This window comes from Cupriavidus lacunae (assembly GCF_003353055.1).
GTDB lineage: Bacteria > Pseudomonadota > Gammaproteobacteria > Burkholderiales > Burkholderiaceae > Cupriavidus > Cupriavidus lacunae.
Genome location: NZ_QKWJ01000014.1, coordinates 15690 through 37614, shown reverse-complemented (window position 1 = coordinate 37614; position 21925 = coordinate 15690). Strand labels below are relative to the sequence as shown.

General features: G+C 68.1%; 16 protein-coding genes. 14 read left to right on the top strand and 2 right to left on the bottom strand.

The features are described 5' to 3' along the window. The first annotated feature begins 13 nt into the window (after positions 1–13). From DN412_RS13840 to purU, 6 genes are all read left to right on the top strand, one after another. A complete protein-coding gene (locus DN412_RS13840) occupies positions 14–1162 on the top strand; it encodes a putative 2-aminoethylphosphonate ABC transporter ATP-binding protein (RefSeq protein ID WP_115212165.1) in 1149 nt (382 codons plus the stop codon). Next, on the top strand, positions 1153–2976 hold the full coding sequence (locus DN412_RS13835) for a putative 2-aminoethylphosphonate ABC transporter permease subunit (RefSeq protein WP_115212164.1): 1824 nt from the start codon (positions 1153–1155) through the stop codon (positions 2974–2976). The genes DN412_RS13840 and DN412_RS13835 overlap by 10 nt, the downstream gene beginning before the upstream one ends. Positions 2977–3016: 40 nt before the next feature. Next, positions 3017–4150 (top strand): 2-aminoethylphosphonate--pyruvate transaminase, encoded by a 1134-nt coding sequence (locus DN412_RS13830; RefSeq protein WP_115212163.1) that lies wholly within the window; start codon positions 3017–3019, stop codon positions 4148–4150. A 227-nt stretch (positions 4151–4377) separates the two neighbouring features. Further along, the gene (locus DN412_RS13825; RefSeq protein WP_115212162.1) at positions 4378–5229 is read left to right on the top strand and encodes an EamA family transporter; all 852 of its coding nucleotides are present in this window, start codon (positions 4378–4380) and stop codon (positions 5227–5229) included. 101 nt (positions 5230–5330) lie between these two features. Continuing rightward, positions 5331–7823 carry a GcvT family protein gene (locus DN412_RS13820; RefSeq protein WP_115212161.1) on the top strand — a complete coding sequence of 831 codons (2493 nt, stop codon included), beginning with the start codon at positions 5331–5333 and terminating at the stop codon, positions 7821–7823. 30 nt (positions 7824–7853) lie between these two features. After that, complete coding sequence (purU, locus tag DN412_RS13815) at positions 7854–8750, top strand: formyltetrahydrofolate deformylase (RefSeq protein ID WP_115212160.1); 897 nt, start codon at positions 7854–7856, stop codon at positions 8748–8750. A 22-nt stretch (positions 8751–8772) separates the two neighbouring features. On the opposite strand, the gene DN412_RS13810 is transcribed toward purU, so the two are convergent. Continuing rightward, complete coding sequence (locus DN412_RS13810) at positions 8773–10098, bottom strand: aminotransferase-like domain-containing protein (protein ID WP_115212159.1); 1326 nt, start codon at positions 10096–10098, stop codon at positions 8773–8775. Between the two features lie 84 nt (positions 10099–10182). Between DN412_RS13810 and DN412_RS13805 the strand changes: the two genes are divergently transcribed. The 8 genes from DN412_RS13805 (at position 10183) to DN412_RS13770 (ending at position 19690) form a co-directional block, all read left to right on the top strand. Continuing rightward, positions 10183–10812: a LysE family translocator gene (locus DN412_RS13805; RefSeq protein ID WP_115212158.1), complete on the top strand. Its 630-nt coding sequence runs from the start codon at positions 10183–10185 to the stop codon at positions 10810–10812. A gap of 25 nt (positions 10813–10837) precedes the next feature. Further along, positions 10838–11176, top strand: coding sequence for an antibiotic biosynthesis monooxygenase family protein (locus DN412_RS13800; RefSeq protein ID WP_115212157.1), 339 nt, complete (start codon positions 10838–10840; stop codon positions 11174–11176). Between the two features lie 491 nt (positions 11177–11667). Next, the gene (locus DN412_RS13795) at positions 11668–14502 is read left to right on the top strand and encodes a xanthine dehydrogenase family protein molybdopterin-binding subunit (RefSeq protein ID WP_115212156.1); all 2835 of its coding nucleotides are present in this window, start codon (positions 11668–11670) and stop codon (positions 14500–14502) included. After that, positions 14499–15071, top strand: coding sequence for a (2Fe-2S)-binding protein (locus DN412_RS13790; RefSeq protein WP_115212155.1), 573 nt, complete (start codon positions 14499–14501; stop codon positions 15069–15071). The genes DN412_RS13795 and DN412_RS13790 overlap by 4 nt, the downstream gene beginning before the upstream one ends. Further along, positions 15071–16390, top strand: coding sequence for a c-type cytochrome (locus DN412_RS13785; protein ID WP_115212154.1), 1320 nt, complete (start codon positions 15071–15073; stop codon positions 16388–16390). Before DN412_RS13790 ends, DN412_RS13785 begins: the two co-directional genes overlap by 1 nt. A gap of 232 nt (positions 16391–16622) precedes the next feature. Then, complete coding sequence (gene adh, locus DN412_RS13780; RefSeq protein WP_115212153.1) at positions 16623–18143, top strand: aldehyde dehydrogenase; 1521 nt, start codon at positions 16623–16625, stop codon at positions 18141–18143. Positions 18144–18245: 102 nt separating this feature from the next. Beyond that, positions 18246–19274 (top strand): alcohol dehydrogenase AdhP, encoded by a 1029-nt coding sequence (gene adhP / locus DN412_RS13775; protein ID WP_115212152.1) that lies wholly within the window; start codon positions 18246–18248, stop codon positions 19272–19274. Between the two features lie 14 nt (positions 19275–19288). Further along, a complete protein-coding gene (locus tag DN412_RS13770) occupies positions 19289–19690 on the top strand; it encodes a DUF779 domain-containing protein (RefSeq protein WP_115212151.1) in 402 nt (133 codons plus the stop codon). Between the two features lie 201 nt (positions 19691–19891). Here DN412_RS13770 and DN412_RS13765 read toward each other — a convergent pair whose 3' ends face one another. Beyond that, positions 19892–21850 (bottom strand): sigma-54-dependent Fis family transcriptional regulator, encoded by a 1959-nt coding sequence (locus tag DN412_RS13765; RefSeq protein ID WP_115212150.1) that lies wholly within the window; start codon positions 21848–21850, stop codon positions 19892–19894. Positions 21851–21925 lie beyond the last annotated feature (75 nt).

The following is a 21925-nucleotide window of genomic DNA, read 5'->3' as shown; positions in this document are numbered from 1 at the left end:
GGCCCCCAACGCCATGCAGACCTCCACATCCACGGCCGAGACCTATCTCAGCCTGAAAGGCATCCACAAGCGCTTCGGCGGCAACGGCAGTAAAAGCGGCGGCGCCTTCGTGGCACTCCACCATATCGACCTGGACGTGCGCCAGGGCGAGCTGCTGTGCTTCCTGGGCCCGTCGGGCTGCGGCAAGACCACGCTGCTGCGCATCATCGCCGGCCTGGAATCGCAGAGCGCAGGCACCTTCCACCAGGGCGGGCGCGACATCTCCACGCTGCCGCCGATGGAGCGCGACTACGGCATCGTGTTCCAGTCCTATGCGCTGTTCCCCAACCTGACGGTGGCGGACAACGTGGCCTACGGCCTGGTCAACCGCCGCATGCCGCGCGACCAGCGCCGCGCCCGCGTGGACGAGCTGCTGACGCTGGTGGGGCTGCCCGACCGCGGCAACCAGTACCCGGCGCAGCTCTCTGGCGGCCAGCAGCAGCGCGTGGCGATTGCGCGCGCGCTGGCCACCTCGCCCGGCCTGCTGTTGCTGGACGAGCCGCTGTCCGCGCTCGATGCCCGCGTGCGGGTACGGCTGCGCAGCGAGATCCGCGCGCTGCAGCAGCGGCTGAACATCACCACTATCCTGGTCACGCACGACCAGGAAGAGGCGCTGTCGATGGCCGACCGCATCGTGGTGATGAACCAGGGCGCGATCGAGCAGGTAGGCACCCCGGTGCAGATCTACCAGCGCCCGGCCACGCCGTTCGCGGCGGACTTCGTCGGCAAGACCAATATGCTGGGCGCGCGCGTCTGCGGCGACGGCGAGCTGCACCTGGGCGGCGTGCGCATGCGCTGCGCCGCACCCCCGGGCTGTTGCGCCGACGAGGACGTGCAGGTGTTCTTCCGCCCGGAAGACGTGTGCGTGCGCGGGATCGAACAGCATGGCCCCAACGTGCTGGAGGCCACCGTGGACAAGATCGAGTTCCTCGGCGCGTTCTCGCGGCTGACGCTGCGCCTGCCTGACGCCGCAGCCGGTGCGCCGAGGGGCGCTCCGGGGGGCGCTCTTTACGCCGACCTCTCCCTCAATGACCTGCACGAGCTGCGCCCGAACACCGGCGACCTGCTGCGCCTGGCCATTCCCGCTGACCGTATCCGCATCTTCCGCCACGCATGCGCATGAGCCTCACTGCGGCGCCGGCCAATACGTCCGCCACCTTGCCGGCCACCGATACCCTCCCCGCTGCCGCCGCCACCAGCGCGCCGGCTGGGCCCGTCAACCCTGGCGCCCAGCCCCGGCCGCCGGCCCTGGTCGCCACCTCGGTGCGCGCGCACTGGACCGACCGCCTGGCCCACATGCTGCTGGCGCTGGCCGCGCTGGCGCTCGCCTGCTTCGTGCTGGCGCCGATCGTGACGATCCTGGCCAAGAGCGTGCAGAACCGCGACGGCAGCCTGGCCGGCATCGCGCACTTCCGCGCGTACCTTGAGTCGCCCGCGCTGCTGCGTTCAGTGTGGAACAGCCTGTGGGTCTCAGCCCTGGCCACCTGCATCACGGTGCCGCTGGCGTTCAGCTTTGCCTACGCGCTGACGCGCAGCCGCATCGCCTGCAAGGGCCTATTGCGCAACCTGGCGCTGATCCCGCTGCTGGCGCCGTCGCTGCTGGCCGCGATCTCCTTTATCTTCTGGTTCGGCAACCAGGGGCTGTTCAAGCCCTGGATGGGCAGCACGCAGATCTACGGGCCGTTGGGCATCGTGGCCTCGCTGGTGTTCGCGACCTTCCCGCATGCGCTGATGATCCTGATCACGGCGCTGTCGCTGACCGACGCGCGGCTGTATGAGGCGGCCGATGCGCTGGGCACCTCGACCGTGCGCAAGTTCTTCACCATCACGGTGCCGGGCGCGCGCTACGGGCTGGTCAGCGCGGCGATGGTGGTGTTCACCTATGCAATCTCGGACTTCGGCATCCCCAAGGTGATCGGCGGCAACTTCGGCATGCTGGCCACCGACATCTACAAGCTGGTGATCGGCATGCAGGACTTCTCGCAGGGCGCGGTGGTGTCGCTGATGCTGCTGGTGCCGGTGGCGGTCACCTACTATGTCGACGCGCGCGTGCAGCGCCGCCAGATGGCGTTGATGTCGGCGCGCTCGGTGCCCTACGTGCCGCGCCGCAGCCGCCGCTTCGACCTGGCCATGGCGGTGTTCTGCTGGCTGATGGCGACCCTGATGCTGGCGGTGATGGGCATGGCGGTCTACGCCTCCTTCGTCAAGCTGTGGCCGTACAACTTCTCGCTGTCGCTGAACCACTACCGCGTGGGGCTGGTCGAGGGCGGCGTGGTCGACTCCTACCTGAACAGCCTGCGCATGGCGGGGCTGGCCGCGCTGATCGGGCCGGTGTTCATCTTTGCCACCGCCTACCTGCTGGAGAAGACCCGCGGCATGGACTGGCTGCGCAGCTTCGTGCGGCTGATGGCGGTGCTGCCGATGGGCGTGCCGGGGCTGGTGCTGGGCCTGGGCTATATCTTCTTCTTCGTGCCGCAGGCCAACCCGATGCACGGGCTGTACCAGACGCTGGGGATCCTGGTGCTGGTGACCATCGTCCACTACTACGCGTCCTGCCACCTGACAGCGGTCACCGCGCTCAAGCAGCTCGACAGCGAGTTCGAGGCCGTGTCCGCGTCGCTCAAGGTGCCGTTCTACAAGACCTTCTTCAAGGTCACGGTGCCGGCCTGCCTGCCCGCCATCCTGGAGATCTCGCGCTACCTGTTCATCAACGCGATGACGACGGTCTCGGCGGTGGTGTTCCTGTACGGCGCCGACACCAAGCTGGCCTCGGTCGAGATCGTCAACCTGGATGAATCCGGCGACATCGGCCCCGCCGCGGCGATGGCAACGCTGGTGGTGCTGACCTCGGCCTTCGCCTGCCTGCTCTATTACCTGCTGCAACGCGTGCTCGATTGCAAGACCCAGGCCTGGCGCCAGGGCCAGGGCAACGACTGACCTTCCCTTGTTTCCACTCCTTCCCAATCAGGAGCTCACCATGATTCGCGGCAACGACCCGATCCTTCTGACCCCCGGCCCCCTCACCACCTCGCTCGCCACCAAGCAGGCCATGCTGCGCGACTGGGGTTCGTGGGACGCCGCCTTCAACACCATCACGCGCAGCCTGTGCGACGACCTGGTGCGCATCGTCCATGGCGAAGGCACCCATGTGTGCGTGCCGATGCAGGGCAGCGGCACCTTCTCGGTGGAAGCGGCCATTGCCAACGTGGTGCCGCGCGACGGCAAGGTGCTGGTGCCGCAGAACGGCGCGTACTGCCAGCGCATCCTCAAGATCTGCAAGGTGCTGGGCCGCGCCAGCGTGGAACTGCCGATTCCCGAAGACCAGCCTGCCACCGCCGCGCTGATCGAAGAGGCCATCCGGCGCGACCCGTCGATCACGCACGTGGCGCAGGTGCACTGCGAGACCGGTGCCGGCGTGCTCAATCCGCTGCAGGACATCGCCGCGCTGTGCCAGCGGCTGGGCAAGGGGCTGATCGTCGATGCCATGAGCTCGTTCGGCGCGATCGAGATCGACGCGCGCACCATGCCGTTCGATGCGCTGGTGGCAGCCACCGGCAAGTGCATCGAAGGCGTGCCGGGCATGGGCTTCGTGCTGGTGAAAAAGGACGTGCTGGAAGCCAGCCAGGGCAACAGCCACTCGCTGGCGCTGGACCTGTACGACCAGTACGTCTATATGCAGAAGACCACGCAGTGGCGCTTCACGCCACCCACGCACGTGGTGGCGGCCTTCCGCACCGCGCTCGACCAGTTCCTGGAAGAAGGCGGCCAGCCGGTGCGCGGCGCGCGCTACCGCAAGAACTGCGACACGCTGGTGCAGGGCATGGCCACGCTCGGCTTCCGCGCCTTCCTGCCGGCGGCGGTGCAGGCGCCGATCATCGTCACCTTCCATGCGCCGGCCGACGCGCGCTATGACTTCAAGACCTTCTACGCCAGGGTGCGCGAGCGCGGCTACATCCTGTATCCGGGCAAGCTGACGCAGATGGAGACCTTCCGCGTGGGCTGCATCGGCGCGATCGACCATAACGAGATGCGCAACGTGGTGACGGCGATCGGCGAGGTGCTGCGCGAGATGGGGATCGAGATGCAGGTCCCGCTGGCGGAAGCGGCGTAGGTTATTTTCCTCCCACGCCCGGCAGCAAGCTCCCCTCTCCCGCTCGCGGGAGAGGGGTGGGGGAGAGGGCAGGCGCTTGCAGCACTGCCGGCGGCTCTGTCGCGATATCTCAAACGCGTGACGCAACGCACGCGCCTGCGCACTTGCCACCGCCGGCCCTCTCCCCCGGCCCCTCTCCCGCAAGCGGGAGAGGGGAGCAAACCCTCGGTTCGCAAACCTGGTCCTTCATGTCCCTTCCCCCCGATTTCCACGGCCTCGCCTTTGCCGCCGTGATGCTGTCCGCGCTGATGCACGCGTCGTGGAATGCCATCGTCAAGATCGGCGGCGACCGGTTGTCGTCGATGGCGCTGATCGACACCTTCTGCCTGTTGGCGGCCTTGCCCTTCCTGTTCCTGGTACCCCTGCCCGCGCCGCAGGTGTGGCCCTTCCTGCTGGCCACCGTGGCGCTGGAGGTCGGCTACAAGCTGTCGCTGGTGGCCGCCTACAACCGCGGCGACTTCAGCCAGGCCTATCCGCTGATGCGCGGCTCGGCGCCGATGATGGTCGCGATCCTGCTGTTGCTGAGCGGCAGCGAACGACTGGGGCCCGGCGGCTATGCCGGCATCGCGCTGATCTGCTGCGGGCTGGTCAGCCTGGTGCGCTGGCGCCGGCAGTCGCCCGACCTGGTCGGCTTTGCGCTGCTGGCCGGGGCCTGCCTGGCGGGCGGCACCGTGATCGACGGCACCGCGGTCAAGCGCTATGGCGAGGTCTTCACCTATATCGTCTGGCTGCAGGCGATGTCGCATATCTTCATGCCGACCTACGCCTTCAGCCGCCGCGGTACCGCTCTGATCGCGCTGCTGCGCACGGAATGGAAGCGCGCCTGGATCGGCGGCATCAACCGGCTGGGATCCTATGCGCTGATGCTGTGGGCGATGACCATGGCGCCCGTGACCAAGCTGGCGGCACTGCGCGAGTCCAGCGTGATCTTTGCCGCGCTGCTGGGGCACTTCCTGCTGCGCGAGCCATTTGACCGGCGACGCCTCGTCGCGACCGCGCTGGTGCTGGCCGGGATCCTGACGCTGCAACTGGCGCGCTGACCGCTGCCTCGGGGAATGTTGCATTTTGTGTTGTTTGTTGGCATTTTTTTGCATAGTATGACTGACAACACCAACCACCTTCCCGTCGAGGTTTTCGCGCCATGTCCCTCCCCCCGTCCAGTACCCGCGTCGTCATCATCGGCGGCGGCATCATCGGCTGCAGCGTCGCCTACCACCTGACCAAACTTGGCTGGCGGGACGTGGTCCTGCTCGAACAGGGGCAACTGTCCTGCGGCACCACCTGGCACGCCGCCGGCCTCGTCGGACAGCTGCGCTCGCAGGAAAGCATGACCAAACTGATCCGCTACTCCACGCAGCTGTACAGCGAACTGGAAGCGGAAACGGGCCTTGGCACTGGCTGGAAGCAATGCGGCTCGCTGTCGGTCGCGCGCATCGCGGAGCGCATGACGCAGCTGCGCCGCACCGCGGCGGTGGCGCGGGCCTATGGGGTGGAATGCGAGGTGATCTCGCCCGCCCAGGCTGGCGAGCTGTGGCCGGTGATGCGTACCGACGACCTGCTTGGCGCGGTCTGGCTGCCGGGCGACGGCAAGGCCAACCCGACCGACCTGACCCAGGCGCTGGCACGCGGCGCGCGCAGCCGCGGCGCCGTCATCGCGCAGGATACGAAGATCACCGCGATCCATACCCGCGATGGCCGCGCCACCGGCGTCAGCTGGCGCAACAAGGCCGGCGACGAAGGCCGCATCGAGGCAGAGATCGTGGTCAACTGCGCGGGCCAGTGGGCGCGCAAGGTCGGCCAGATGTGCGGCGTGACCGTGCCGCTGCACTCGGCCGAGCACTATTACATCGTCACCGAGCGCATCGCCGGCGTGCACCCTGACCTGCCGGTGATGCGCGACCCGGACGGCTTCATCTATTTCAAGGAAGAAGTGGGCGGGCTGGTGATGGGCGGCTTCGAGCCCAATGCCAAGCCGTGGGGCATGCAGGGCATTCCGGAGCCGTTCGAGTTCCAGCTGCTGCCCGATGACTGGGACCAGTTCGAGATCCTGATGGAAAACGCGCTGATCCGCGTTCCGGCACTGGAGTCGGCGCAGGTCAAGCAGTTCTACAACGGGCCCGAGTCCTTCACGCCGGACAACAACTTCATCCTCGGCGAAGCCCCCGAGCTGCGCAACTTCTACGTGGGCGCGGGCTTCAACTCGATGGGCATTGCCTCGGCCGGCGGCGCGGGCATGGCGCTGGCGGAATGGATTGTCGCGGGCGAGCCGACCATGGACCTGTGGCCCGTCGATATCCGCCGCTTTGCCGGCTTCAACGGCAACGAAAGCTGGCTGCACGACCGCGTCAAGGAAACGCTGGGCCTGCACTACGCGATGCCCTGGCCCAACCGGGAACTGGATACGGCGCGGCCGTTCAGGCGCTCGCCGCTCTATGCCCACCTGCGTGCTGCCGGCGCCAACTTCGGCAGCAAGATGGGTTGGGAGCGGCCAAACTTCTTCGCGCCGGCCGGCGAATCGCCCGAAATCTGCTACGCGTTCGGGCAGCAGAACTGGCTGCCGTGGAGTGGCGCGGAACACCGCGCCTGCCGCGAGGCGGTGGCGCTGTTCGACATGAGTTCGTTCTCCAAGTACATCGTCAAGGGTGCCGATGCCGAGGCCGTGCTGCAATACGTGATGAGCAACGACGTGGCCGTGCCGCCGGGGCAGACCGTGTACACGGCCATGCTCAACGACCGCGGCACCTATGAATCCGACCTGACCGTGACGCGGCTGGCGCACGACCAGTACCTGCTGGTGACCGGCTCGGCGCAGACCACGCGCGACTTCAACTACATCGAGCGCCTGATTCCCGCCGACAAGCGCTGCGCGATCGTCGATGTCACGGGCCAGTACGCGGTGCTGGCCGTGATGGGCCCGCGCTCGCGCGAGCTGTTGCAGAGCGTATCGCGCGCCGATTTCTCCAATGAGGCGTTCCCGTTCGGCACCTCGAAAGAGATCGATCTCGGCTATGCCACGGTGCGCGCGACACGCCTGACCTATGTGGGCGAACTGGGCTGGGAGCTGTATGTCCCGGTGGAATTTGCCGTGGGCGTGCATGACACCCTGCACGCGACCGGAGAACGCTTCGGGCTGGTCAACGCCGGCTACTACGCCATCGAATCGCTGCGCATCGAGAAGGGATACCGCGCCTGGAGCCGCGAACTGACCACGGATATCCATCCGTTCGAGGCCGGGCTGTCGTTTGCCTGCAAGCTGAACACGGACATCCCGTTCCGCGGGCGCGAAGCGCTGCTGAAGCTGCGTGCTGCCGGCGGTGCCGCCCAGGTGCGGCGGCGCGTCGCCGTGGTCACGCTGGACGGCGCGAGCGAGGCCATGCTCTGGGGCGGCGAGGCGATCCTGCGCACCGCCCGGGACGGCACCGTGCGCCCGGCCGGCTTCGTGACGTCCGCCGCGTTCGGCCATACTCTTGGCTGTCCGGTAGGCATGGGGCTACTGGTACGCGACGATGGTCCGGCCGACGCGGCATGGATCGAGGGCGGCAAGTATCACGTGGACCTGGCCGGGGAACTGCTGCCCGCGCGCATCCACCTGCGCGCACCGTACGATCCGGCCAGCGAGCGGACCAAGGCCTGAACATCGATGCAACCCGATACCGGAGTGCCCATGCCCGCGGCCCAGACCGAAACCGCCAGCTACATCCTGACGCTGTCCTGCCCCGACCGTCCCGGCATTGTCCATGCCGTCTCGGCCCTGCTGGTGGAGGCCGGCGCCAATATCGTCGACTCCGCACAGTTCGGCGATCGCGACAGCGCACGGTTTTTCATGCGCGTGCACTTCCAGCGGCCGCTGCCCGAAGGCCACGATGCCGGCGATGCGCTCGCCGCCCTGCGCAGCACGCTGGCGGGCGTGGCGGCCGCGCATGAGATGGACTGGTCGCTGCATGACGCCGCGCGCAAGCCGCGCGTGATGCTGATGGTGTCAAAGATCGGCCACTGCCTGAACGACCTGCTGTTCCGCTACCGCACCGGCCAGCTGCCCATCGAGATTCCGGCCATCGTCTCCAACCACAAGGACTTCTACCAGCTTGCGGCGAGCTACGACATCCCCTTCCATCACCTGCCCCTGCTCAATGCCACGCCGCAAGGCAAGGCCGCGCAGGAAGCCAGACTGTGGGACCTGGTCTGCGACTACCGTATTGACCTGGTGGTCCTGGCCCGCTACATGCAGGTCTTGTCCGACGACCTGTGCCGCCGCCTGGAAGGCCGCGCCATCAACATCCATCATTCCTTCCTGCCCAGCTTCAAGGGCGCGCGCCCCTACGCGCAAGCCTATGAGCGCGGCGTCAAGCTGATCGGCGCCACGGCGCACTACGTGACCGGCGACCTCGACGAAGGCCCCATCATCGAACAGGAAGTCGCGCGCGTGGACCATGCCATGGACCCCGCGCAGCTGACCGCCATCGGACGCGACGTGGAATGCGTGGCGCTGGCGCGGGCGGTGAAATGGCATGCGGAACATCGGGTCCTGCGCAACGGGGGCAGGACGCTGGTGTTCCGCTGAAGCCGCAGCCTTCGCCGCCGCCTCACCCGGCTACCACCCTCCGGACCTTGCGCAACGCCTGCTCCAGCGCATCCGTGGCAATCGAGCCGATCGCCAGCCGCAGCGCATGCGGCACGCTCGCGCCAACCGCGAACGGCTCGGCCGTCGTCACCAGCACACCCTCGTGCTCCAGGGCAGCCGCGACCTGGTCGGCGCGCAGGTCCTCCGCGAGTTCAAGCCACAGGTAGTACGAAGACGGGTGCGCGGTGACGCGGCAGCCATGCAGGACGCGCCGCGCCAGGCCCTGCCTGCGCCGGGCGTCCTTGCGTTTGCGGTCCTCCAGGCCATCGACCGTGCCGGCTTCGATCCAGAGGCAGCCGAGCGCCACGGTCAGCGACGGCGTGTTCCAGGTCGACACGCGAATGGCGCGCTCCAGTGCCGGCACCAGGTGCCCGGGCGCCGCGACGAACCCCATCCTCAAACCTGATGCCACGCTTTTCGACAAGCCCGAGACGTAGACGGTCCGCTCCGGCGCAAAGGTGAACACCGGTTTCGGCGCCGGTTCGGCAAGGAAGGCGTAGGCACCGTCTTCAATGATCAGCAGGTCATGCCGTTGCGCCAAGGCCGCAAGACGGACACGGTCCGCCTCGCTCATGACATGGCCCAGCGGATTGTGCATCGTCGGCATAGTGTAGACCGCCCGCACCGGACGCCGCTTGCAGAGCGCGGCAAGCCGGTCCAGGTCCAGGCCCGCGGCGGTCGCCGGCAACGGCTCCAGGTCAAGCCGGTATGACTGCGCCAGCGCCTTCATGCCCGGATATGTCAGCGCGTCGACCGCCACGACGTCGCCGGGCTTGAGCAGCCCCATCACCGCCACCGCCAGCCCCTGCTGCGCGCCGTTGACGATCAGCACCTGGCCGCCTGGCACCCGGATGCCGCGGTTGCGCAGGTGCCTGGCGACGGTCTGCCGTTCGTGCGGGCGCCCGCCTTGCGGCGCGGAGTGCAGCAGCGCGTCGAGATCGCCCGAGGCCGCGATGCTGCGCAAGCCATCGCGCAACAGTTCAACCTGCCCCGGCAGCGCCGGGTAGTTGAAGGTCAGGTCCACTGCGCCGGCGCGCACCGGATGCTGCTCCAGCCCCAGGCCGCGCGGCAGCGAGGTATCGCGCACGAACGTGCCCCTGCCCGTCTCGCCGACCACCAGGCCGACCGCCTCCAGCTCGACGTAGACGCGTGCCGCGGTCGCCAGCGCCACGCCGTACTGCTTCATCAGCGCACGCACCGTCGGCAGTTGGGTGCCCGGAGGCAGGTCGCCGCGGTGAATGCGCGAGGCAATCTCGTCAACGATGGTCTTGTAGCGCGCGGGGGCCATGCTTTGTATCTAGAACAATTCTTTGCGTGTATCAGGCCTGAAGAATAGCCTGCATGCCTGGTCAACGCTAACCAATTCCCGCACATGATTGCCCTGACCACCCTGTCGATCTTCGCCGCGGCAGTGATGCTCCTGCTCCTGTCACCCGGCCCGAACATGGCATTCGTGATGGCACATGGCATCACCCATGGTCCTCGGGGCGGCATTGCGACCGCGCTGGGGATTGCCGTGGCCGACCTCATCCTCACGGTCCTGACGGCCTCCGGCATCACCGCCCTGCTCATGGCGTGGGCGCCGGCGTTCGACGTGATCCGCTATGCCGGTGCGGCCTATCTGCTGTGGATGGCCGGCAAGGCGCTCCGGCAGCCGCTCGCGTTGAGCGAGGCAGTGGTGACGCAAGCGTCTTTGCGCTCGGTGTTTGTGCGCGCCATGCTGAACAGCCTGCTCAATCCCAAGGCGCTGCTGTTCTTCATGGTCTTCCTGCCGCAGTTCGTGGATCCCGGCAAGGGTGGCGTGGCCCGGCAGCTGCTCGTGCTCGGCGTAGTCCTGACCGTGCTTGCCACCGTGTTTCATGCGTTGCTCGGCGCGGCTGGCGGCACCGTGCGCCGCTTCCTGTCACGCCATCCCAAGGCGGCAACGATGCAGTCGCGCGGCCTGGCAGCCGTGCTGGTCCTGCTGGCGCTGCGGCTGGTGCTGACCTCGCGCCCGGCCTGAAACCGCTTCTCACGCAGAGCCCTTGATGTATATCGCAGCCTTTATTTACCGGCCCGGCCAGGCCGATGACGCGTTCCACCGCCTCAGCGCCCTGATCGACGAGATCGCGGCCGGCATACCCGGCTTTGTCGGCGCCGAGTCCTGGCGCTCGCCAGATGGCCAGCTGTTCAACGCCAGCTACTACTGGCGGGACAAGGCATCCCTGCAGGCCTTTGCCACCCACCCGCGGCATCTGGACGCCAAGCGCCAGTACCGCAAGTGGTATGACGGCTATCACGTGGTGATATCCGAAGTGCAGCGCGCCTATGGCGACGGTTCGCTCCAGCACTTCGTGCCCGACAGCCGGCGCCAGCCGCAGGGGTAAAAGCCGTCACCGTGCCCGGCCGATATTTTGACGGCGTGCCGCACGCCGGGATACGAACGATTCTTGCGGCGATCTGAATTCTTTCGCGCTCTGCCACCGCCCGCGCGGCATGGTTCTGCCTGTCTCTTCGTGCAGACAACGGCCACAGGCATGGCTTGCGGTGACGATCCGCACCATGACGCGATGCACAATCGCGCACCCATTGGTATCAACCCCTACTGATAACCGCTATTCCACACCCCGAATTGCGGTATACCCTGATGTCAACGCACAATCGCCCCCGTCAGCGCGGCAGTCCGTGCCACGACAGATAACAAGACATTGCCCCACCTCTCACCTGCCATCTCCGGCGCCACGGCTTCGCAGCCCGGGCCATGCACGCGACGTCACCGCGTGCGGCCAGGCACTGCGTCGGCCATCCTGTCACGATCCCCGCTGATCCCGCACAACGCGCGCCGGCTGCCGTAGCAGCGCATTCCCGAGGAATCCCCATGCCCAGCTTCAACCCTTCACGGCGCGCTTTCCTGAAAGCCAGCGTCGTGGCCGGGGTGTCGGTCTATATCGCACCCATCGGCGGCAAAGCCTTCGCGGCATTGTTCGAAGACAAGATCCTGACCCCGGTCCAGTGGGACCCCAAGGCGGGCATCCCGAAATTCCGCATCGACGGCATCGCCAAGGTCACCGGCGCCAAGGTGTTCGCGCGCGATATTCGCGCGCGCGACATGCCGCACTGGCCGCCGCAGCAATCGCACGCCTTCATCCTGCGCGCCACGCAGGCCGACCGCGCCTATGAAGGCTTCGACCTCGCCGTGCTGGGCGACGAACTGAAGCCGGACCGCGTGGTCACCGCGGAAGACCTTGCCCGCGACGGCGTGGCCTTCCCCGCCTTCTACGGCGAAGACATGCTGCTGCCCAAGGGCAAGACCCCGGCCTACCTGGGCCACGCGGTGGCGATCCTGATCTACCACGACTTCGCGCGCTTCCGCTTTGCCAAGGACAAGCTCAAGTTCCGCGACGACGTGGTCCGCTATGGCGCCAGGACGGGTCCGCTCGAGCGCGATCCGTGGGGCACCTTCCGCTTCGTGCGCGTGGGCGGCGCCACGCCGCAGGACGACGACGTGTTCTCCAGCCTGAAGAACGCGCCGGTGTTCCCCAGCATGATGCGCAAGCACCAGCCGGTGTGGCCGGACGGCAAGGACCACGGCCAGCTCGGCGAGCTGGGCATGTACCACGCCGACGCGATCCGCGCGCAGCTGGCCAGGCCGCCCGAGGACTGGCTGGTGCTGGAGCGCGAGTACAACTCGCAGTCGATCGATACCGCGGCGCTGGAACCCGACAACGCCAACTGCTGGCACGACACCGCCGCGCAGGCACTGCACCTGGTGGTGCCGACGCAGTCCCCGATCGAGGTCGCCGAGAGCGCGGCCGAGATGCTGGCCAGGGCCAAGGGCGCGCTCCCGGTGAAGCAGGTGTTCCTGCACCCGTGCTACACCGTGGGCTACGGCTCCAAGGACCACTACAACTTCCCCTTCTACGGCCTGGTCACCGCGCTGTATGCCGAGGGCAAGCCGGTGCGCCTGGCCAACGACCGCTACGAGCAGTTCCAGACCTCGATCAAGCGCCACGCCTTCAAGATGCGCTATCGCATCGCCGTGGACCGCAAGACCGGGCTGTTCCAGGCGTTCCAGGGCGACCTGGAAGCCAACGGCGGCGGCCGCGCCAACTTCTCGCCCTCGGTGGCGATGGTAGGCGCCACCGCGGCGCAGTCGATCTATTACTTCCCGAAGAACGACCTGACCGCGGTGGCGATCGCCTCGCGCGCCATCGACGCCGGCTCCGCACGCGGCTACGGCACGCTGCAGAGCATGGCCGCGACCGAGATGATGGTCGACGAGTTCGCCGAACAACTCAAGCTCGATCCGATCGAGTTCCGGCTGAAGAACGCGCTGCGCTCCGGCATGAAGAACACGCAGGGCGCGATCCCCGCCGGCGCGATCCGGGTCGATGAAGTGCTGGAAGCGGCGAAAGTGCATCCGCTGTGGACCGGCCGCGCGAAGAAGAAGGCCGAGTACGAAGCCGCCAACCCCGGCCGCCGCTATGGCGTGGGCTTTGCCTGCGTGCAGAAGGACTTCGGCACCGGCGCGGAAGCCTCGTTCGCCAGGGTCGAGATGAAGGCCGACGGCAGCATCGCACTGCATCACTCCGGCGCCGAGATCGGCACCGGCATGTCGACCTCGCAGGCCGCCGCGGTGGCGCGCTGGCTGGGCAAGCCCGCGGCCGAGGTGCGTACCTCGGTCACCGAGTGGGCCGACCTGCCGATGGTGACTTCGGGCGATCCGTACCTGATGAGCCAGGCCGAGCAGGACCGCCTGTGCGCCAGTCCGCGCTGGACGCCGTCGTACGCGTCGCCCTCCAGCGCCACCAACTCGGCCTACTACTTCACCCACAGCACGCGCGAAGCCGCGCGCGTGATCTTCATGCACGGCCTGTGGCCGGCGGCGATGGCGATCTGGAGCCAGGGCATCGGCGGCGGCCAGGCGGCCTCGCTGGTGGTGCGCGTGGAAGACGCGCGCTGGGCCGAGGGCAAGCTCAGCGCCGGCGGCCTGCAGGCGCTGCCGCTGGAGCAGCTGGCGGCCAAGGCGCATGAAATGGGCCTGGTCACCGGCGCCACCGTGCACGTCTTCAACCGCTGGCAGTGGAGCGAGGCCGACTTCGACATCAACGGCCGCGCGGCGCGGCTGCCAATCGATGGCCTGTCGGTACGCTACGGCGATGGTGCCGACAGCACGCGCAAGGCACGCATGCGCACCAGCGGCGGCTACGACGTGCTCGACCGCAAGAAGGTCTACATCGCGCCCACGCAGCGCAACAACGCCTCGGTCACGTACTACAGCGCGATCGGCACCTTGGTCGAATTGTCGGTGCACGAGGCCAGCGGCAAGGTCGAGGTGCTGTCGCACCACTCCATCATGGAGTGCGGCTCGCAGCTGTCGCCGCAACTGGTGTCCGGCCAGCTGCAGGGCGGCGTCGCCATGGGCATCGGCCACGCGCTGCATGAAACCCTGCCGCTCTACGAGGACGGCCCCGGCAACGGCACCTGGAACTTCAACCGCTACCACCTGCCGCGCGCCAGCGACGTGGCCGTGTGGACCCAGAGCGGCACGGTTCTGCCACCCGTCTCAGAAACCGACCCGCCCAAGGGCATCGCCGAGGTGGTGATGATCCCGGTGGTGGGTGCCATCGTCAACGGCATCGCGCATGCCATCGGCCACCGCTTCACCGACCTGCCGGTCACGGCCGAAAAGATCCAGGAGAAACTGGCATGAGCATCGCCACCCAACCGCTTTCCCTGAACATCAACGGCAAGGACGTCGGCCCGCTCGACGTGCCCGAAGGCCTGATGATGATCGACTTCCTGCACGAATACCTGGACCTGACCGGCTCGCGCCTGGGCTGCGGCCAGGGTATCTGCCATGCCTGCGTGGTGATCCACGACAAGACCGACGGCACCAGCGAGGAAGTGCGTAGCTGCATTACCGGCGCGCACTGGTTCCAGGGCCGCAAGGTGCGCACGGTGGAAGGCCATGGCAAGCGCAACGACAAGGGCGAGGTGGTCGAGCTCACGCCGGTGCAGCAGAAGTTCCTGGAGCATTTCAGCTTTCAGTGCGGCTACTGTACGCCGGGCTTCGTCAACGGCGCCACCATCCTGGTGGAACAGCTCAAGCGCAAGCCGGTGGCGAAGGACAAGGTCGACGAGACCATCACCGCGGCGCTGGATGGCCATATCTGCCGCTGTACCGGCTATGTGCGCTACTACGAGGCGGTGAAGGACGTGATCACCAGCACGCCGGGCCTGGTACTGGCGAACACCACGGACAGCGGGAGCGCCAAGTGATGCAGCGACCCGCCTTCCTGACCCTCGCCCGCGTCGCCCTTGCCGCCCTTGCCGCCCTTGCCGCCCTGGCCGCCCTGGCCGCCCTGGCCGCCGCCACGCTGGTGGCCGGTTGCGGCGGCGACACCGAAGCCGTCGCCCCGGCCGCCGACCAGGCGCCCAAGGCGCAGCTCCCGCCCGCCGAGCAGATCGCGCGCGGCCGCTACCTGGTGCGCGCGGGCGACTGCGCCGCCTGCCATACCGCGCCGCAGGGCGCGCCGTTTGCCGGCGGCGTGGAACTGGCCTCGCCGTTCGGCAAGTTCTACGGCACCAACATCACGCCCGACAAGAAACACGGCATCGGGAACTGGAGCGCCGACGACTTCTACACCGCGCTGCATGACGGCAAGACGCCGGACAAGCATCTCTATCCGGCGATGCCGTACACCTCGTACCGCGGCCTGTCGCGCGCGGATACCGACGCCATGTACTCCTACCTGATGCAGGTGAAGCCGGCCGCGGTGCCGAACCGCCCGCACGACCTGCAGTTCCCGTACAACCTGCGCTTTGCGCTGGCGGGCTGGAACCTGCTGTTCCTGGAGAACAAGCTGCCCGATGCCTCCACCGGCAATTCGGAGTCGTGGCAGCGCGGCCGCTACCTGTCCAACGCGCTCGGCCATTGCGCCGAATGCCATACGCCGCGCGCCGCGTTCGGCCGGCTGGACCAGTCCAGGCCGCTGGCCGGCGCCGCGCTGGCACGCGTCGGCGCGCCGGACATCACCCCGGCCGGCCTGGCCACACGCGGCTGGACCGCGGCCGACCTGCAGCAGTTCTTTGCCACCGGCATCGCGCCGCAGGGCTCGGCCTTCGGCGAGATGTACCCGGTGGTGCATCTGAGCAGCCAGTACCTGAACAAGGGCGACCTGGCGGCGATGAGCACCTACCTCTTGGGTGACAAGGCACCCGCGCCGCAACCGGTCAAGGCGATCAACGCCGATGCCGCGCAGCTGGCACCGGGCCGCCGCCACTACGTGGCGGTCTGCGCCGGCTGCCACGGGCGCGAGGGCGAAGGCAAGCCGCACGTGGCAGTGTCGATGGCCGGCAACTCGACCGTGCGCAACGCCGATTCGCGCAACCTGATCGTGTCGATGCTCGACGGCATCGAGGCGCAGCGCTTCCCCGGAACGGAAGCCATGCAGGACATGCCGGGCTTTGCCGCGCGCATGAACGATGAAGAACTGGCGCAGCTGGCCAACTACCTGCGCGCCACCTGGGGTGGCCAGCCGGCCGACGTGACGCCCGCCGCCGTCAAGGCGCTGCGCGCCGCAGGCCCCGGGCACTGAGGCCCTGCCCCGGGTGTTCCATTCTGGAACACCCGCTGTCACGCACTGGCACAGCCGTGCCGGCGCGTGACACATCCCACCCGTGCCACGCGCACACGCCCCCCCGGTTTTCCCGCGTTTTCCCCGCCTTTTTGCTCCGGTCCCGCCCCGGCACAGCTTTTGCGATCTGCCTGCCGTGCGCACGGCGCCCACGCCGTGACGACACCACAAAGATCACTGAACGGAGCGAGACATGAACATGGCGGAAATCGCCCAGCTGGGCGTCAGCAACCCCTACAAGCAGCAGTACGAGAACTACATCGGCGGCGCCTGGGTGCCGCCGGCCGGCGGCGAGTACTTCGAATCGATCACGCCGATCACCGGCAAGCCGTTCACGCGCGTGCCGCGCTCCGGCCAGCAGGATGTCGACGCTGCGCTGGACGCCGCGCACGCCGCCAAGGCCGCATGGGCGCGCACCTCCACCACCGAGCGCGCCAATATCCTGAACCGCATCGCCGACCGCATCGAGGCCAACCTGAAGCTGCTGGCCGTGGCCGAAAGCATCGACAACGGCAAGCCGGTGCGCGAGACCACCGCCGCCGACCTGCCGCTGGCGGTCGACCACTTCCGCTACTTTGCCGGCTGCATCCGTGCGCAGGAAGGCGGCATCTCCGAGATCGACGCTGAAACCATCGCCTATCACTTCCATGAGCCGCTGGGCGTGGTCGGCCAGATCATCCCGTGGAACTTCCCGCTGCTGATGGCCACCTGGAAGCTGGCCCCGGCGCTGGCCGCCGGCAACTGCGTGGTGCTCAAGCCCGCCGAACAGACGCCCGCTTCGATCCTGGTGCTGATGGAAGTGATCGGCGACCTGCTGCCGCCGGGCGTGATCAACGTCATCAACGGCTTCGGCCTGGAAGCCGGCAAGCCGCTGGCATCGAGCCCGCGCATCAGCAAGGTGGCCTTCACCGGTGAGACCACCACCGGGCGCCTGATCATGCAGTACGCCTCGCAGAACCTGATCCCGGTGACGCTGGAACTGGGCGGCAAGTCGCCCAATATCTTCTTCGAAGACGTGCTGGCCGCCGACGACGCCTTCTTCGACAAGGCGCTGGAAGGCTTTGCCATGTTCGCGCTGAACCAGGGCGAGGTCTGCACCTGCCCGTCGCGCGCGCTGATCCAGGAATCGATCTATGACCGCTTCATGGAACGCGCGCTCAAGCGCGTGGCCGCGATCCGCCAGGGCCATCCGCTCGACACCGGCACCATGATCGGCGCGCAGGCGTCGGCCGAACAGCTGGAGAAGATCCTGTCGTACATCGACCTGGGCCGCAAGGAAGGCGCGCAGTGCCTCGCCGGCGGCGAGCGCAACGTGCTGGACGGCGACCTGGCGGGCGGCTACTACGTCAAGCCGACCGTGTTCGCCGGCCACAACAAGATGCGCATCTTCCAGGAAGAGATCTTCGGGCCGGTGGTATCGGTGACCACCTTCAAGGATGAAGAAGAGGCACTGGCCATCGCCAACGACACGCTCTACGGGCTCGGCGCCGGCGTCTGGACACGTGACGGCGCACGCGCCTTCCGCATGGGCCGCGGCATCCAGGCGGGGCGCGTGTGGACCAACTGCTATCACGCCTACCCCGCGCATGCCGCATTCGGGGGATACAAGCAGTCCGGCATCGGCCGCGAGAACCATCGCATGATGCTCGACCACTACCAGCAGACCAAGAACCTGCTGGTGAGCTACAGCCCCAACGCACTCGGATTTTTCTGACGAGGCTCAAAGCATGGCGTTTTGGCCGTCCAGCGCGGCCCGCGCCATGCCATCATCCGATGGTGCCCCGCGGCGCGGGGCCAACCTGAACCAGGAGTCGAGATGCCAGCGAAGATGAAAGCTGCTGTAGTGCGCGAATTCGGCGCGCCCCTTACGATCGATGAAGTTCCTGTTCCACAACCCGGCCCCGGCCAGATCCAGGTCAAGATCGAAGCCTCCGGCGTGTGCCACACCGACCTGCACGCCGCCGACGGCGACTGGCCGGTCAAACCCACCCTGCCCTTTATTCCCGGCCATGAAGGCGTGGGCTATGTCTCCGCCGTCGGCAGCGGCGTCACCCGCGTGAGGGAAGGCGACCGCGTCGGCGTGCCCTGGCTCTACAGCGCCTGCGGCTACTGCGAACACTGCTTGCAAGGCTGGGAAACGCTGTGCGAGAAGCAGCAGAACACCGGCTATTCCGTCAACGGCGGCTACGGCGAATACGTGGTCGCCGATCCCGACTACGTGGGCCTGCTGCCGGACAAGGTCGGCTTTGTCGAGATCGCGCCGATCTTGTGCGCGGGCGTGACGGTCTACAAGGGCCTGAAGGTCACGGACACGCGGCCGGGCCAGTGGGTGGTGATCTCCGGCATCGGCGGCCTGGGCCACGTCGCCGTGCAGTATGCGCGCGCCATGGGCCTGCGCGTGGCGGCGGTCGATATCGATGACGACAAGCTCGCGCTCGCGCGCAGGCTGGGTGCAGAAGCCACCGTCAACGCGCGCACCACCGATCCCGCGACGTGGCTGCAGAAGGAGATTGGCGGCGCGCACGGCGTGCTGGTGACAGCGGTGTCCCCGATCGCATTCTCGCAGGCCATCGGCATGGTGCGCCGTGGCGGCACCATTGCCCTCAACGGCCTGCCGCCGGGCGACTTCGGCACGCCGATCTTCGACGTGGTACTGAAAGGCATCACCATCCGCGGCTCCATCGTCGGCACGCGCAGCGACCTGCAGGAATCGCTGGACTTTGCCGCCCACGGCGACGTCAAGGCCACGGTATCGACCGCGAAGCTCGACGACATCAACGATGTCCTTGGGCGCCTGCGCAACGGCAAGGTCGAAGGCCGCGTGGTACTGGACTTCGCCGCCTGAACCGGAGAAAGCCCATGCCCGCTTCCGCTTCCCCTACCGCCGCCGCGCCGGTCGCACGCGTGGTGGCAACCCCGGCCGCGCTCGCGCTGATCGCGGAGCTGGCCGCGCGGCATGGCCCGCTGATGTTCCACCAGTCCGGCGGCTGCTGCGACGGCAGTGCGCCGATGTGCTACCCCGCCGGCGAACTGCTGGTGGGTGCGGCCGATGTCTGCCTGGGCGAGATCGGCGGCGCGGCGTTCTACATGACGCGGGTACAGTTCACGTATTGGCAGCACACGCGGCTGGTGATCGATGTGGTGCCGGGCGCGGGCGGGATGTTTTCGCTGGAGGGGCGGACGGGTAAGCGGTTTTTGACGCGGTCGGAGTTGTTCAGCGATGAAGAGGCTGCGTGGCTGGCTGCGCAGCCGGGCTTGTGATGGGGCGCGTGATGATTGCTTGCTGATGTCGGTGCTTGCTTGCCGACAGCGTGCTCCCTCTCCCGCTTGCGGGAGAGGGTTGGGGAGAGGGCGGGAGTGTCAACGAAGTCAGGCGTATCGGTATGTCACCGCCTGCCCTCTCCCCCGGCCCCTCTCCCGCAAGCGGGAGAGGGGAGCAAACAAGCGGGACGGGATGACGTCTCAGCGTTCCGACTCTGGCTCGTCGCCCTCCAACCCTCCCCTCAACCGCCGATAGATCGTATTACGCGACACCCCCAGTTCACGCGCCGCGTGGCTGACGTTGCCGCCGTGCCTGGCGAGCGCCTGGCGGATCAGGCCGGCTTCCCAGTCGCGCATCCGGCTGGCCTTCGATGACGCCGGCGCCTGCACTGCAGCCGTGGCATCACTGCCCTCCCCCACATCGCCGCACTCCTGCTCAAACCCCTCCGGCAGGTGTGCCAGCCCGATCTCCATCTCCCCTTCCGCCAGGATCGCCGCCGTGTGCAGCACGTTCGCCAGCTGGCGGATATTGCCCGGCCACGGATGCCGGCGCAGCAGCGCCAGCACCTGCGCATCGACACGCAGCGGCGGCTGCACGCCGGCTTCATCGCATTGCCGCTGCAGGATGCGGTCGACCAGCAGCGGCAGGTCGCTGCGCTCGCATAGCGGGGGCAGCGTCACCGCCAGCGCATTGATGCGGTAGTACAGATCCTCGCGGAAGGTGCCTTCGGCAATCATCGCGCGCAGGTCGCGGTGGGTGGCGCAGACCACCCGCACATCGACCGGCACCGCGCGGGCGCTGCCCAGCGGGGTCACGGCGCGCTCCTGCAGCACGCGCATCAGGCGCACCTGCTGCGCCAGCGGCATATCGCCGATCTCGTCCAGGAACAGCGTGCCGCCATGCGCCTGCACGACCTTGCCTTCGCAGCCGCGGCGGCGCGCGCCGGTGAAGGCGCCTTCTTCATAGCCGAACAGCTCGGCCTCGATCAGGGATTCGGGGATCGCCGCGCAGTTGACCGCGACGAACGGCCCGTTGCCGCGCGGCGAGGCAGCATGGATGGCGCACGCCAGCCACTCCTTGCCGGTACCGGTGCGGCCCTGGACCAGGATGGTGATATCGCGCCCGCTGACCTTGCGCACGCGGCGCAGCACCGCGGCCACGGTGGCGTCGCCGGTATCGAGCGCCGCCAGCGCCGGCGGCAGCGGGTCTTCCTCGCTCGGCAGGCGCACCGCCATGGGCGCGGCCAGGAAATCGATGCGGGCAAACACCTGCACCCGGCTGGGCAGCGTCAGCACCTGGAGCGAGCCGGCCGCGGTGGCGCGCGCCTGCATCGCCATGCGCACCGGCTGGCCGAACAGTTCGGCGAAGCCGGCCGCCGCCAGCGCGTGCGGCGCCAGCCCGAGCTGGAACAGCCCGCTGCGGTTGGCGGCGAGGAAGGCGCCGTCAGGGGAAAACGCCGCCATGCCTTCGAACAGCGTGCCGACAAACTCGGGCCGCGCATGGAAGCGCACCAGCACCGCGTCCGGGAAGTGGTTGGCGAACAGGTGGTTCTCGATCATCTGCGCCGACATCCGCACCAGCGCCATGGTGTGCCGGTGGAAGCCGCGATGATCGCCGCTGACATCCAGCGCGCCCAGGATCGCGCCGGTGGGCCCGGCGATCGGCGCGCACGAGCAGGTCAGCTGGTGGTTGGATTCAAGGAAGTGCTCGCTGGCGTGGACCAGCGTCGGCCGGGCCTCGGCCAGCGCGGTGCCGATGGCATTGGTGCCCTTGCTCGGCTCTGACCACGACACCCCGGGCGCCAGCGCCACGCGCCGCGCCCGCGCCACGAAATCGCCGTCGCCCAGGCTGTGCAGGATCACGCCGCTGCGGTCTGTCAGCAGCACCATGCTGTCGGTATTGGCGATCTGCGCGTGCAGGGTCTCCATCACGGGCAGCGCATGGCGGTACAGGTCGCGGCTGGCGTCGACCAGCGCCCCCAGCGCGCGCGGGCTCACGGCGTCAAAGCCGGGCGCATGGCGCGCATCCAGGCCGAAACCGGCCGAGCGCGCATGCGCACGCGCGATCAGGTCCACGCGGTCCGTGTCGGTCGGATCAGCCGGAGCGGCAGCCTGACGGCTGAAATCGGGAAGCGCAGCGGGATCGGCGGCACGATGCATGACGGCGGGTCTCCTGTATGGGCCGGCGGCGCGCGCGGCGGCCGCTGCCCTGCCGTCCCGTGGCGGCTGCCGCGC